Source organism: Streptomyces sp. CC208A, from assembly GCF_030010625.1.
GTDB lineage: Bacteria > Actinomycetota > Actinomycetes > Streptomycetales > Streptomycetaceae > Streptomyces.
The window spans coordinates 22,091-36,020 of sequence record NZ_JASCXN010000012.1 but is presented as its reverse complement, the minus strand read 5'-3'; the positions used below and the strand labels follow the sequence as shown (position 1 = coordinate 36,020).

12 protein-coding genes are annotated in these 13,930 nt (G+C 74.2%); 9 read left to right on the top strand and 3 right to left on the bottom strand.

Annotated features, from left to right (window positions below; all coding sequences use genetic code 11):
- Positions 1-11: 11 nt before the first annotated feature.
- Positions 12-881, bottom strand: coding sequence for a PaaX family transcriptional regulator C-terminal domain-containing protein (locus QK442_RS15315; protein WP_282694481.1), 870 nt, complete (start codon positions 879-881; stop codon positions 12-14).
- A gap of 189 nt (positions 882-1,070) precedes the next feature.
- Between QK442_RS15315 and QK442_RS15310 the strand changes: the two genes are divergently transcribed.
- The 5 genes from QK442_RS15310 to QK442_RS15290 all read left to right on the top strand — a co-directional run bounded on the left by QK442_RS15310 (position 1,071) and on the right by QK442_RS15290 (position 6,562).
- Positions 1,071-1,982 (top strand): SDR family oxidoreductase, encoded by a 912-nt coding sequence (locus QK442_RS15310; RefSeq protein WP_282694623.1) that lies wholly within the window; start codon positions 1,071-1,073, stop codon positions 1,980-1,982.
- A gap of 11 nt (positions 1,983-1,993) precedes the next feature.
- A complete protein-coding gene (locus tag QK442_RS15305; protein ID WP_282694622.1) occupies positions 1,994-2,863 on the top strand; it encodes an amidohydrolase family protein in 870 nt (289 codons plus the stop codon).
- A 10-nt stretch (positions 2,864-2,873) separates the two neighbouring features.
- Complete coding sequence (locus tag QK442_RS15300; protein ID WP_282694480.1) at positions 2,874-4,406, top strand: long-chain fatty acid--CoA ligase; 1,533 nt, start codon at positions 2,874-2,876, stop codon at positions 4,404-4,406.
- Positions 4,407-4,415: 9 nt separating this feature from the next.
- Entirely contained in the window at positions 4,416-4,871 is a 456-nt protein-coding gene (locus tag QK442_RS15295) for a MaoC family dehydratase (protein WP_282694479.1), read from the top strand.
- 122 nt (positions 4,872-4,993) lie between these two features.
- Positions 4,994-6,562: an IclR family transcriptional regulator C-terminal domain-containing protein gene (locus tag QK442_RS15290; protein WP_282694478.1), complete on the top strand. Its 1,569-nt coding sequence runs from the start codon at positions 4,994-4,996 to the stop codon at positions 6,560-6,562.
- 7 nt (positions 6,563-6,569) lie between these two features.
- On the opposite strand, the gene QK442_RS15285 is transcribed toward QK442_RS15290, so the two are convergent.
- The gene (locus QK442_RS15285; protein ID WP_282694477.1) at positions 6,570-7,295 is read right to left on the bottom strand and encodes a TetR/AcrR family transcriptional regulator; all 726 of its coding nucleotides are present in this window, start codon (positions 7,293-7,295) and stop codon (positions 6,570-6,572) included.
- A 212-nt stretch (positions 7,296-7,507) separates the two neighbouring features.
- Here QK442_RS15285 and QK442_RS15280 point away from each other — a divergent pair, with 212 nt between their 5' ends.
- Positions 7,508-9,142, top strand: a complete 1,635-nt coding sequence (locus QK442_RS15280) for an amidohydrolase (RefSeq protein WP_282694476.1) — start codon at positions 7,508-7,510, stop codon at positions 9,140-9,142.
- 24 nt (positions 9,143-9,166) lie between these two features.
- Here QK442_RS15280 and QK442_RS15275 read toward each other — a convergent pair whose 3' ends face one another.
- Positions 9,167-10,261 (bottom strand): LacI family DNA-binding transcriptional regulator, encoded by a 1,095-nt coding sequence (locus tag QK442_RS15275; protein ID WP_282694475.1) that lies wholly within the window; start codon positions 10,259-10,261, stop codon positions 9,167-9,169.
- Between the two features lie 141 nt (positions 10,262-10,402).
- Here QK442_RS15275 and QK442_RS15270 point away from each other — a divergent pair, with 141 nt between their 5' ends.
- From QK442_RS15270 to QK442_RS15260, 3 genes are read left to right on the top strand one after another with little or no spacing between them, the layout of a single operon-like run.
- Positions 10,403-12,040: an ABC transporter substrate-binding protein gene (locus tag QK442_RS15270; protein WP_282694474.1), complete on the top strand. Its 1,638-nt coding sequence runs from the start codon at positions 10,403-10,405 to the stop codon at positions 12,038-12,040.
- Positions 12,037-12,990, top strand: a complete 954-nt coding sequence (locus QK442_RS15265) for an ABC transporter permease (protein ID WP_282694473.1) — start codon at positions 12,037-12,039, stop codon at positions 12,988-12,990. The genes QK442_RS15270 and QK442_RS15265 overlap by 4 nt, the downstream gene beginning before the upstream one ends.
- Positions 12,987-13,856, top strand: coding sequence for an ABC transporter permease (locus QK442_RS15260; protein WP_282694472.1), 870 nt, complete (start codon positions 12,987-12,989; stop codon positions 13,854-13,856). Before QK442_RS15265 ends, QK442_RS15260 begins: the two co-directional genes overlap by 4 nt.
- Positions 13,857-13,930: the final 74 nt, after the last annotated feature.

Here is a 13,930-nt window from a genome sequence, read left to right as displayed (position 1 = left end):
TCGGAGGCCGCTCAGCTCTGCGGGTCCCAGCGGTCGAGGATGCTTTCGGCGATGCGGCGGGCTCCGGGGTCGTACCGCTCCGAGAGGGTGCGGAAGAGCCGTTCGGCGGCCTCGGCCGGCCACTGGGCGGGGAGGTGCTCGGCGGGCAGGTACGGGTCGCGGCGGACCAGTTCCAGCCAGTCGGTGTGGAGCAGCAGTTGGCGGCCGAGGTCGTCGCGGGCGTCGGCGGAGGCGGGTCCTCCGTCGGCCCAGCGGGCGAGGAAGGCGCGGTAGTCGGCGGCGATGGCGTCGAGGTCGAAGGCGGTACGCAGCAGGGGGCCGGCCTCGGTCGGCGCGGCGGCCTGGCCGTGGAAGGCCCTGATACGGTCGCCGAGCCCGAGCTCCGCCGCGATGGGGGCGACGTCCACGCGGCCGGGGGCCGCCCACAGGCCGCTCTGGAGCGGGCCGAAGCCGGCCCAGACGAGGCGGGAGCGCAGGTCGTGGCGCTCCCGGCGCCAGGACTCGGGGAGCGAGAAGCCGACCAGGGTCCAGGTGCCGTCCCAGGCGTGGTTGACGGCGCCGGTGCGCCGGACGCGTTCCTCGCCGTCGGCGAGGACGGCGGCGGCGCGGTCGGTGAGCGAGAAGTACATGCGGCGGCCGCGCCGGTGCCGGTCCAGGAGTCCCCGGCCGACCATGCGGGTCAGGGTGGAGCGGACGGCGTCCTCGCCGACGTCGGCGCGGGCGAGGGCGTCGATGACGCTCGCCGAGGAGAGCGCGGCGCCGGTGCCGAGCACGTGGATGCCGAAGAAGCTCAGCATCAGGGACTGGGGGCGGGGCGCGGAGCCGCGTTCGCCGGTGTCGGGCCCGGTTTCCGGGGTGCGCTGCGGGGCGGATGGGGTCACGGGGGACAGCGTAGGCGGGCGGATCCCCCGGGCGGGGACCCCGGGACGAATATTCGGCACTTTGTTGACCGCAGGCGAGATATTGCCTAGCTTTGGCGCCGCCGGTGCGTGTGCGAGGCGGGGATCCCGCGCCCCGCCCCCGGCGTTCCTCGACTCACGGGAAGGACCCCGTCCATGACTTCTCCCCAGGTGAACCCGGTGGATCTCACCGGCAAGGTGGCCGTCGTCACCGGCAGCGGCCGCGGCCTCGGCCTCGCCTACGCCCGCTCGCTCGCCGCCGCCGGCGCCTCCGTCGTGATCAACGACGTGGACGCCGAGGCCGCCGCCGCGGCCGTGAAGGAGATCACCGAGGCGGGCGGCCGGGCCGTCGCCGAGGTGGTGCCGGTCGGTTCGACCGAGGCCGCGGAGGCGCTCGTCGCCCGGGCCGTCGACGCCTTCGGCCGGATCGACACGATGGTCACCAACGCGGGCGTGCTCCGCGACCGGGTGCTGTGGAAGATGACCGATGACGACTTCGACACCGTCGTCCAGGTGCACCTGCGCGGCACCTTCACCTGTGTCCGCGCCGCCGTGGAGCGCATGCGCGAGCAGGGCGACGGCGGCCGGATCGTGGTCGCGGGCTCCCCCGCCGGGCAGCGCGGCAACTTCGGCCAGACCAACTACGCGGCCGCCAAGGCCGGCATCGCGGCCATGGTCCGCACCTGGGCGATGGAGCTGGGCCGGGCGGGCATCACCGCCAACGCCGTCATCCCGGTCGCCGCCACCGCCATGACCAAGACCGTCCCGGTCTTCGCCCCGCACATCGAGGCCCTCGAACAGGACGGCACGCCGTTCCCCGACAGCCTGCGCAAGGGCGAGGGCTTCGGCACCCCCGAGGACGTGGCGGGCCTGGTGACCTTCCTCGCCTCGGACGCCTCCGCCGGGGTCACCGGCCAGTGCATCGGCATCGGCGGCGACAAGCTCGCCCTCTGGTCGCACCCGCGGGAGATCGCGGTGGCGTACGCGGACGGCGGCTGGAGCGCGGACGCGATCGCCGCCGCCTGGCCGGTCTCGGTCGGCCGCGCCCCGGAGACCTACGGCATCCCCGCCCCGGTCCTGTGAGCGGCGCCGTGCTGGACCTCGACGCGCTCGTCGCCATCGACATGCACGCCCACGCCGAGGTGTCGGCGAAGGGCGGGGCCTCGCTCTCGGCCGAGCTGGACGCCGCCGCCGGCGCGTACTTCAAGGCGGAGCACCGGCACCCGACGCTCCCGGAGATCGCCGCGTACTACCGCGAGCGGTCGATGGCCTGCGTGGTCTTCACCGTGGACGCGGAGTCCGCCACCGGCACCCCGCCGGTGCCCAACGAGGAGATCGCCGAGGCGGCCGCCGAGAACCCGGACGTGATCATCCCGTTCGCGGGGGTCGACCCGTACAAGGGGAAGGCGGCGGTCCGTCAGATCCGGCGGCTCGTCGAGGAGTTCGGGGTCAAGGGCTTCAAGTTCCACCCGAACATCCAGGCGTTCCACCCGAACGACCGGATGGCCTATCCGCTGTACGAGGCCATCGAGGACGCGGGCGCGATCGCGGTCTTCCACACCGGGCAGACCGGCATCGGGGCGGGTGCCCCGGGCGGCGGCGGGATCCGGCTCAAGTACTCCAACCCGATGGACGTGGACGACGTCGCCGCCGACTTCCCCGGCATGCGGATCGTCCTCGCCCACCCGTCCTTCCCCTGGCAGGACGAGGCGCTCGCGGTGGCCACGCACAAGCCGAACGTGTACATCGACCTGTCCGGCTGGTCCCCGAAGTACTTCCCGCCGCAGCTCGTCCGCTACGCCAACAGCCTGCTCAGGGACAAGGTCCTCTTCGGCTCGGACTACCCGCTGCTGACCCCGGACCGCTGGCTCGCGGACTTCGCCGGGCTGCCGATCAAGGACGAGGTCCGGCCGAAGATCCTCAAGGAGAACGCGGCCCGGCTGCTCGGCCTCACCACCACCTGAGGGAGACCCCATGCGCAACCAGGGCATCGGGTCCTGGCCGGTCCGCCGGAACCGCAAGAGTCCCCGTCGCACCGCCCTCGTCCACGAGGGACGCTCGTACGACTACGCGACGCTCCACGAGCGCTCCACCCGCCTCGCCCACGTCCTGCGGGGCGCGGGCGTGGCGCGCGGGGACCGGGTGGCCTTCCTTGGCCCGAACCATCCGGCGTACCTGGAGACGCTGTTCGCGGCCGGGCTCCTCGGGGCGGTCTTCGTGCCGCTCAACACCCGCCTCGCCACGGCGGAGCTGGCGTACCAGCTGGCCGACTCCGGCAGCCGGGTCCTCGTGCACGCCCGGCAGCCGGACGGCAAGGTCGCCGAACTGGCCTCGGCCGGCGGGTCCTTGACCCTTCTCCCCGTGGAGGGCGAGGGTCCGGGCCCGGGGTACGAGGAGCTGCTCGCCGCCGCGCCGGCGGAGCCGCTCGACGAGAAGGTGGGCCACGACGACGCCTGCCTCATCATGTACACCTCGGGCACCACGGGCCGGGCCAAGGGCGCCGTCCTCACCCACGGCAACATCGTCTGGAACAGCCTCAACGTCCTCGTCGACACCGACATCGCCGCCGACGAGGTCGCCCTCGTGAGCGCCCCGCTCTTCCACGCCGGAGCGCTGGGCATGAGCTGTCTGCCGACCCTCCTCAAGGGCGGCACGGTGGTCCTGGAGTCGGCCTTCGACCCGGAGCGGGCCCTGCGCCTGATCGAACTCCACGGCGTCACCGCGCTGTTCGGCGTGCCGACGATGTACGACGCGATGGCGGCCGCCCCCGGCTGGCAGGACGCGGATCTGACCGGTCTGCGCTTGCTGTTGTGCGGCGGGGCGCCCGTGCCGAGCCGTACCGCCCGGGCGTACCTGGACCGGGGGCTCGCCTTCGTCCAGGGGTACGGGATGACCGAGGCCGCGCCGGGCGCACTGATCCTGGACCGGGCCGACTCGGCGAGCCGTGCCGGTTCGGCGGGCGTGCCGCACTTCTTCACCGACGTACGGGTGGAGCGCGAGGACGGCACGGAGGCGGCGCCCGGCGAGAAGGGCGAGGTCGTGGTCGCGGGGCCGAACGTGACCCCCGGCTACTGGAACCTGCCGGAGGCGACCGCCGCGGCCTTCCGCGACGGGGGGCGCTTCCGGTCGGGCGACGTCGCCACCGTCGACGCCGACGGCTACGTCACGCTCGTCGACCGCCTCAAGGACATGATCATCTCGGGTGGGGAGAACATCTACCCCGCCGAGGTCGAGGACGCCCTGCTCCTCCACCCGGACGTCGCCGAAGCGGCCGTCATCGGCGTCCCCGACGAGCGCTGGGGCGAGGTCGGGCGGGCGGTCGTCGTGCCGCGCGCCGGGACCTCGCCCACCGCAGAGGAGCTCCTCGCCCACCTCGGGGGCCTGCTGGCCCGCTACAAGATCCCCCGGAGCGTCGTCCTCGCTCCCGAACTCCCCCGCAACGCCACCGGAAAGCTGCTGAAGGCCCCGATCCGGGCCCGCTACGGCAGCACCGACCGACCTGCTTAAGGAACTCCCATGGCTCTCACCGTCCACGGCATCGACGAGATCCGCGCCCAGGCCGGCGCCGACCTCGGCCACAGCTCCTGGGTGGAGATCGCCCAGTCCCGGGTGAACACCTTCGCCGACGCCACCGACGACCACCAGTGGATCCACGTCGACGAGGAGCGGGCCGCCACAGGCCCCTTCGGCGGCACCATCGCCCACGGCTACCTCACCCTCTCCCTGCTCATCCCCATGTGGAGCGAGCTCCTCCAGGTCGAGGGCGTCTCGATGGCCGTCAACTACGGCCTGAACAAGGTCCGCTTCCCCTCCCCCGTCCGCGTCGGGTCGAAGATCCGCACGCACGGCCGCATCGCCACGGTCGAGGACGTCCGCGGCGGCGTCGAGGTCGTCGTCGACCTCACCGTCGAGATCGACGGCTCCGACAAGCCCGCCTGCGTGGCCCAGGCGGTCTACCGCTTCTACGCCTGATCCACCGCACACCCCTGAAGAGGCGGGCGCCCACGCCGGCGCCCGCCCCCTCGGCGCGCCCGGCGCCGGGTACGGTTCTCCCGCGCCCGCGCCCGTGCCCGTGCCCGCGAAGGGGAGAGACCATGACGACGACGAAGCCCGGTGAGGTGGTCGGGCCGCTCGACCGGGGGCTCTCCGTGCTGCGGGCCGTGGTCGCCGGGGACGGCGGACGGCGGGGGCTCGGCGAGATCGCCCGTACGACAGGGCTTGCGCGGGCCACGGTCGACCGGGTCGCCACCACGCTCACCGCGCTCGGGGTGCTGCGGGCCGAGGGCCGCGACCTGCTGCTCGCACCCGGCGCGGCCGAGCTCGGCAACGCGTACCTGGACTTCTGCGGGCTGCCGGAGCTCCTCGGCCCGCACGCCGCCGCGCTCGCCGAACTGCTCGACGCGCCCGTCTCGCTGGCCGTGCCGGACGGGGACGGGGTCCGTTTCCTGACGCAGGCGACCCGGCGCCGGGCCATGGCCATCTCCTTCCGGCCGGGGGACCTGCTGCCGCTCGAACGCTGCGCGCCCGGCGCCCTGTTCGCCGCCGACCACAGCAAAAAGCAGTACGCGGACGACGCCGGGTTCCTCGCGCGGGTGCGGGACGCCCGTGAGCGCGGGGTGGCGGTCGACGACCAGCTGATCGAGCCGGGCCTGGTGGCGGTCGCGCTGCCGGTGCGGGACCCGTCGGGGGCGGTCGTGTGCGCGGTGAGCGTCGTCAGCCACACCAGTCGGCACGACGCCGCGGCCCTGGAGGCGCTGGCCCTGCCGCCGCTCAGGCGCACGGTCGCCGCGATGGAGGCGGCGCTCGCCGACGGGGCGGCGCCGCCGGAGGCCCCGGAGGCCGTCGGCCGGGCCGTCGGGGTCGCGCTCAAGGAGGACCTGGGCTCCGGGTTCCTCCAGTCGCTGGCCCGGGGGCTCGACGTGCTGCGCGCCTTCGGAGCCGTACGCGGACCGGCCCGGCTCACCGACCTCGCCCGGATCGCCGGGCTGCCCCGGGCGACCGCCCGCCGCTCGCTCCTCACCCTGTGCCACCTGGGGTACGTGCGCGAGGACGCCGGGGGTTTCGTCCTCCTCCCCCGGGTCCTCGAACTCGGGCACGCCCGGCTCTCCGCGCTCACCCTCCCCGAGATCGCCACCCCGCACCTGGTCCGGCTGGTGCGGACCGTGCGCGAGTCGGCGTCGGTCGCGGTGCTCGACGGGGACGACATCCGGTACGTGGCGCGGGTGGCGGGCAGCCGGCTCCTGCACATCGACATCGTGGTGGGCACCCGCCTGCCCGCGTACGCGACCTCGATGGGCCGGGTGCTGCTCGGGGCGCTGCCGGAGGCCGAGCGGGACGAACGGCTCGGCCGGATCGTCCCCGAGGCCCTGACGCCCCGGACGCTGACCGGGGGCGGGGAGCTGCGCGAGGCGGTGGCGGTGACCGCCGAGCGGGGGTTCGGCTGGGTGGAGGAGGAACTGGAGGAGGGGCTGCGGTCGATCGCGGTGCCGCTCCGCGACGGTTCCGGCCGGGTGGTCGCGGCGCTCAACGTCGCCCTGCACGCGGGCCGTTCGACCCCCGAGGAGAGCCTGTCGGCCCTCCTGCCGCAACTGCGGGAGACGGCGTGCCGGATCTCGGCCGACCTGGCCGCGGTGGGCCGCCACACACCGGTGCCGAGCGCCTGACGCCACGTCAGGTCGCTTCTCGCGCGGCCCTTTCCGCGTCCGGGTGCAGAGCCGCCACCGCCGTCAGCATCAGCTCCAGGGCGAACGGGTAGCCACTGTCGCGCATGTCGGCGGCGAGCAGGGGGTAGGTGGCGGCGATGTTCGGGTGGCTGGCGGCGGGGAGCCTGCCGTAGACCTCGTGCCAGACCTCGGTGTCCGCCTCGGCCGCGGCGGGCGGCAGCGCGGCGGCGGCCGCGTCCTGGGCGGCGAAGGCGAGGGCCTGGTCGACGAAGGCGTGGTAGACGCGGACCGCCAGCGGGTCGGGGAAGCCGCCGTCCCGCAGGATGCCGAGGATCGTCTCGACCGCCCGCGTCTCGTGCGGGCGGCCGGTGGTGCGGTGCGCGGCGAGGATCGCGGCCTGCGGCTGGGCGAGGTACGAGGCGTGGATGCGCAGGCCCATCGCGCGGAGGTCCTCGCGCCACTCCCCTGTCGCCTCCCAGCCCTCCTGGGCGCGGCCGATGATCTCGTCGGCGAGCGCGAGGAGCAGGGCGTCGGTGTTGCGGAAGTAGCGGTAGAGGGCGCTGGGGTCGGCGCCGAGGGCCGCGCCCAGCCTCCGTACGGACAGGGCGTCGGCGCCGTGCTGGGCCACCAGGCGCAGCGCGGTGTCGACGATGAGCCGTTCGGAGAGGACGGCGCCCTGCTTGGTCGGCCGGCGGCGCTGCCGGCTGCCTTCGGGTACGACACGTGCGGACATGACCGGGACCTTACGTCAACGCCATTGACGTGTAAACGGCTCACGGGCTTCGATGGCGCCCGTCGTCCGTGTGGCGGCCGCCGGTGCGATCCGGCCGCCGTGGCCGGTACGACTCCGTCCGACGCCTGCCGTGCAGTGCGCCCCTCGCACGCCGGCCGCCGTCGTCCGCCCCGCGCCCGTCCGGCGCGTCCGCACGCTAAGGGAGCCGCCGTATGCCCCAGGCCGATCTGGTCTTCACCCGAGGCCCCGTCCTCACCCTGGATCCGGCGCGGAGCCGGGCCACCTCGCTCGCCGTGACCGGCGAGCGGATCACGGCCGTCGGCCACGACGAGGTGCGCGAGCTGATCGGGCCGGGCACCGAGGTGGTGGACCTGACCGGGAAGCTGCTGCTGCCCGGTTTCCAGGACGCCCACATCCACGCGGTGGGCGGCGGCAGCGAGCTCGCCGAGTGCGACCTCACCGGCAGCGTCGACGTCCCGGAGTACCTGGCGCGGATCCGCGCGTACGCCGAGGCGCACCCGGACCGGGAGTGGATCACCGGCGGCGGCTGGTCGATGGAGAGCTTCGAGGGTGGTGTGCCGACCCGTCAGCTCCTCGACTCGGTCGTCCCGGACCGTCCGGTCCTGCTGTCGAACCGCGACCACCACGGGGCCTGGGCGAACACCCGGGCCCTGGAGCTGGCCGGGCTCACCGCCGACACCCCGGACCCGGCGGACGGCCGGATCGAGCGGGAGGCCGACGGCACCCCGTGCGGCACGCTCCAGGAGGGCGCGACCGGGCTTGTCTCCCGGCACGTGCCGGCGAGCACCGCGGAGGACCGGCTGGCGGGTCTGCTGCGGGCGCAGCGGCTGCTGCACTCGCTGGGCGTCACCGGCTGGCAGGACGCCCTGCTCGGCGCCTTCAACGGGATGTCCGACCCGTCGGACGCCTATCTGACGGCGGCGAAGGACGGTTCGCTGACCGCCCGGGTGACCGGCGCGCTGTGGTGGGACCGGGAGCGCGGCGCCGAGCAGATCCCCGAACTGGTCGACCGTCGCGAACGGTTGACGTCGGGCCGGTTCCGGGCGACGTCGGTCAAGATCATGCAGGACGGCATCGCGGAGAACTTCACGGCCGCGCTGACCGCCCCGTACCTCGACGGCTGCGGCTGCGCGACCGGCAACACCGGGCTCAGCTTCGTCGACCCGGAGGCGCTGCGCGGCCATGTGACCGAGCTCGACGCCCTCGACTTCCAGGTGCACTTCCACGCGCTCGGCGACCGTGCCGTGCGGGAGGCGCTGGACGCGGTCGAGGCGGCGATCGCGGCCAACGGGCGGCGCGGCAACCGCCACCACCTCGCCCACCTCCAGGTCGTCCACCCCGACGACGTGCGCCGCTTCGCCGCGCTCGGCGCCATCGCCAACATCCAGCCGCTGTGGGCCGCGCACGAGCCGCAGATGGACGAGCTGACGATCCCGTTCCTCGGTCCGGAGCGGGCGGCCTGGCAGTACCCGTTCGGTTCGCTGCTGCGGGCCGGGGCGACCCTGGCGGCGGGCAGCGACTGGCCGGTCTCCAGCCCCAACCCGCTCGAAGGCGTCCACGTCGCGGTGAACCGGCGCGAGCCAGGCTCCACGGACGAGCGGGTGTTCTACCCCGAGGAGCGCATCGACCTGGTCTCCGCGCTCACCGCGTACACGGCCGGCACGGCCCATGTGAACGGCCACGACGACGCGGGCAGCCTGGTCCCGGGGAACCTGGCCGACCTCGTGGTGCTCGACCGGGACGTCCTGGCCGCGCCGCCCGAGGAGATCGCCGAGGCCAGGGTGGAGCGCACGTACGTCGGCGGCCGGCTGGTGTACGAGTGCTGACCGGCCGCCTCCCGTACGGGTCGTCTACCCCGCCCGCACCGAGGACGCCCGCACGTCCAGCCTGACCGGCACGAGCGACCCGCTCGTCTCCTGCCGCCCTTCTTCCAGTACGGCGACGAGGTGGGCGATCCCGGCCTCGGCGACCGCGTCGGGGCGCAGGCTCAGGGTGGTCACCGGCGGTTCGGTGTACTCGGCGGTCTCGTCCTCGCTGACACAGACGAGGAGGAGGTCGCCGGGGACCTCGTAGCCGTGGCGGCGGGCCGCGTCCAGGACGAGCGGCGGGCTGGCCTCGGCGACCACCAGGAGGGCGTCGGGGCGGTCGGGAGCGGCCCCCAGGGCGGTCTCCACGGCCTGGATCACCGGCCCGTTGCCGGGCTCGGCGACCCGTACCGTCCGCTCCGGCAGTCCGTGCGCCGCGCACCAGGCGCGGTGTGCCGCCGTCACCTCGTGGTGGAAGCGGGTGGTGCTGTCGGGGACGACGAGGACCGGCCGCCGGGCGCCCTGGGCGTGGAGGTGGTCCAGGGCCTGTCCGACGGCGGCGGCCGCGTCGACGTCCACCCAGTGGGCGCCGGGCCGACCCTCCACGGACCGGTCGCTGAAGACCGGGATGCGGGCGGCCAGCAGGTCCTCGACGATCCGGTCGTCGGCGACGGGGTCGGCGACGACCACGGCGTCGAGGGGCAGCGCCGCCCACTCGCTCTGCAGCGAGCCGGCGGGCAGCAGCACCAACGCGTAGCCGCGCGCGAGCGCGGTGGCGGCGGTGGCCCCGGTGAGCCGGGCGAAGTACGGCGACTCCAGGAAGGTCCACGGGGTGTCGGCCAGCTCGCCGACGACGTAGCCGATCAGCCGGGCCCGTCCGGCGCGCAGCTGGCGCGCGGTGGCGTTGGGCCGGTAGCCCATGCGGCGCGCGGTCTCGCGGGCCCTCTCCCGGACCTCGGGGGAGAGCCGGCCGGTGCCGTTCAGGGCCGCCGACACGGTGGTCTTGGACAGGCCCGCCTCGCGGGCCACGTCGACGAGGCGGACACGCGGGGCGGGCGGCAGCACCGGCCCGCCCCGCCCGGCGGCGGGGGAAGCGCCCCGCCGCGGGGCTGCTCCGCCATGCTCGGAAGCTTCGGTCATGCGCCGATCCTGCCACCCCCCTGACCTCTGCAAAACCGTTCCCGCAAACATCGCGGGAACCCTTGTGCGGGAACGTTCCCGCATCAATACTCGCTCCATCCCCCAGCGCCCGTCACTACACCCGTAAAGGGGTGGGTCTGCATGCGCACGCCCAGAATTGCCGCATTCGCCTGTACCGCCGCCCTCGCGGCCTCCCTCACCGCCTGCTCCGGCGCCCCCCAGCCGCAGCCCGGCACCACCGGCGGGGCCGGTTTCACGGTCTCGCCGACCTCGCCCGCCGCCAAGGGCCCGCTCTCCTCCTTCACCTGGTCGCTGTACGCCGAGCCGTACACGCTCGACTACGCCCTCGCGTACGACTACCCGCCGAACACCGTGCTCGCCAACGTCTGCGAACAGCTGCTGCGGGTCACCCCGGACCTGAGGATCGAGCCCGGCCTCGCGGTGAAGTGGGACCGGCCCGATCCCCGCACCCTCGTCTACACCCTGCGTCCCGGCGTGAAGTTCCACGACGGCACCGTCATGACCGCCGACGACGCCGTCGCCTCCCTGAAGCGGCAGATGGACCCGGCCACCGGCTCCCCGTGGGGCTCCGCCTTCAAGACCGTCGAGTCGATCGAGAAGACCGGCCCGCTGGAGGTGACGATCCGGCTCGGCAGGGCCGACGCCCTCTTCCACGAGCTCCTCGCCGCCTCCCCCGGCACCGTCGTCGCCGCCGCCTCCCTCAAGCAGGAGGGCAAGGACTACGGCACCCCCAAGGGCAAGCTGAACTGCACCGGCCCCTACGCCCTGGAGAAGTGGGCGCAGGGCGACAGCATCACCCTGAAGAAGCACGCCGGCTACTGGGACGAGAAGCTCACCCCGAAGTCGGAGTCCGTGAAGTTCACCTTCGTCGAGGACGCCGCCGCCCGCGCCAACGCCTTCCTCTCCGGGACCGCCGACGGCGGCTACCTGGTGCCCTCCGCCTCCTTCTCCCAGCTGCGCGGCAGCGGAAAGGGCTCGCTCCTCTTCGGCCCCAACACCGCCGCCGCCAACCTCGCCGTCCTCGACTTCAAGGGCACGCTCGGCGACGTCCGGGTCCGCAGGGCGCTGTCGATGGCCCTCGACCGGAAGAACATCGTGAAGGCGGCCGCCGGAGGCGTCGGCGTACCGGCCAAGGCCCCCGCCGCGCGCGGCGCCTGGGCGCTCGCCCCCGAGAAGACCGCCTCGCTCTACGACACCCTGCCCGAGCCGGTGTACGACGTCGCCGGCGCGAAGAAGCTGGTCGAGGAGGCCCGCGCCACCGGCAGGAAGATCACCATCGCGACCAGCTCGATGGCCCCCGAGATCAGCGTCCTCGCCAACGCGGTGCAGGCGGCGGGCCGCCAGATCGGCCTGGACGTCACGCTGCGGCCGGTCTCCCCGGACGCGTACAGCGGCATCTTCGTCGACCCGGCCGCCCGCGAGGGCCTCGACCTGGTCATCACCAACGGCTACGACAACACGCCGGACCCGCTGGAGTTCTACCAGTACCTGCGCACCGGGGACTTCGGCAACTACGGCAACTGGTCCGACGCCGAGTACGACCTCGCCTTCGACCGCGCCAACACCGAGTACGACCCCGCCAAGCGCACCGAACTCACCGCGAAGGTCCAGGAGATCGCACTGCGCGAGCTGCCCGTCATCCCGGTCTACGAGGCGCCCTACTCGGTCTTCCTCGGCAAGCGGATCACCGGCGCGCCGACCGGCATCGCCCAGCTCTACTACCCGTGGGCCGCGACGATCGGGGCCGCCGCGTCATGACCCGCTTCCTCGCCGGCCGGCTCCTTGGCCTGGTGGCGGTGCTGTTCGTGACCTCGGTCGTCGTCTTCGGCACCATCCACCTCGCCCCCGGCGACCCGGTCACCTTCCTGCTGCACGGCCGCCCCGCGACCCCCGAGACGGTGGCGGCCCTGCGGGCCGAGCACCACCTCGACGACCCGCTCGTGGTCCAGTACGGCAAGTGGCTCGGGGGCGTCCTCGGCGGCGACCTGGGGCGCTCCGCCCAGTACCACCAGGACGTCACCGCGCTCCTCGGCTCCCGGCTCCCCGGCACCGCCCTGCTCGTCGGGTACGCGGCGCTGCTCGTCGCCGTCCTCGGCGTCGGCGCCGGCGTCCTCGCCGCGCTCCGCCCCGGCCTCCTCGACCGGACCGTGCTCATCGGCACGGGCGTGGCCACCGCCACCCCGTCCTTCGTCACCGCGATCGCGCTCGTCTCGCTCTTCTCGGTGCAGCTCGGCTGGTTCCCGGGGCCGGGCGGCGGGGTCGCCGAGGGCCTCGGGGCCCGGCTCCACCAGCTGACCCTGCCGGCGCTCGCGCTCGCCCTCACCTTCGCGGGCCTGCTCGCCCGGGTCACCCGATCCGCGATGCTCGACGAACTGGGCCGCGAGCACGTCGAGGTGGCCCGCGCCCGGGGCGTCGCCGGCCGGGCCGTGGTCCGCCGGCACGTGCTGCGCAACGCGCTCGGCCCGGTCGTCACCGTCGGCGGCACCATGCTCGCCGGCCTGCTCATCAGCACCGCGATCGTGGAGACCGCCTTCGACGTCCCCGGCCTCGGCTCGCTGCTCGTGCAGTCGGTCACCTCCCAGGACTTCGCGGTCGTCCAGGCGGTCACCCTGCTCAGCGTGGCGGCCTTCGTCCTCGTCAACCTCGCGGTCGACCTCCTCGCCCCGCTCATCGACCCCCGTCTCTCCCCCGGGGAAGGCTCCTCATGACCACCACCCTCACCACGGTGCCGTACCGCAGGCCGGGCCTGCGGAGGCTGCGCCTCCTCGGGCAGGGTCCGCTCTTCACGGTCTCGGCCGCGCTCCTCGTCGCGCTCGTCCTCGTCGCCGTGTTCGCGCCGCTGATCGCCCCGTACGACCCCGAGGCGCTCGACCTGGGCGCGAGCCTGGTCGGCACCTCCGGCGACCACCTCCTCGGCACCGACCAGTCCGGGCGCGACATCCTGTCCCGGCTGCTCCACGGCGCCCGCACCGGCCTCCTCGGCCCGCTGCTCGTCGTCGCCGTCTCCACCGTGCTCGGCACCCTGGTGGGCGTGGTGGCGGCCTGGCGCGGCGGCTGGGCCGACGCGCTCCTGTCCCGCGCGATGGACCTGGTCTTCTCCGTCCCCGGGCTGATGCTGGCGATCCTGCTGGTCGCGGTCACCGGGCCCGGTATGACGGCCCCGGTGATCGCCATGGCCGTCGCGTACACCCCGTACGTGGGCCGCCTGGTGCGCGGCATCGCCCGGCAGGAGAAGGCGCGGCCGTACATCGAGGCGTACGTGGTGCAGGGCTGGTCCGGCTGGACGGTCTGCGTCCGCCACCTGCTGCCCAACATCGCCCCGACGGTCTTCGCGCAGTCCGCGATGAACTTCGGCTACGCGCTGATGGACCTGGCGGCGCTCTCCTTCCTCGGCTTCGGCGTCCAGCCGCCGACCGCCGACTGGGGCGCCATGATCAACGAGGGCCAGGGGGCCGTCCTCCAGGGCGCGATGCTGCCGGCCCTCGCGCCGTCCGCGTGCATCGTGCTCGCGGTGGTCGCCTTCGGCATCGTCGGCGAGGGCCTCGCCGACCGCATCGCACGGCGGGAGAGGTGAACGCCATGACAGCGGGAGGAACGGGCTCCATGACGGCGGGAGAAGTGAGCGCCATGACGGCGGGAGGAACGGGC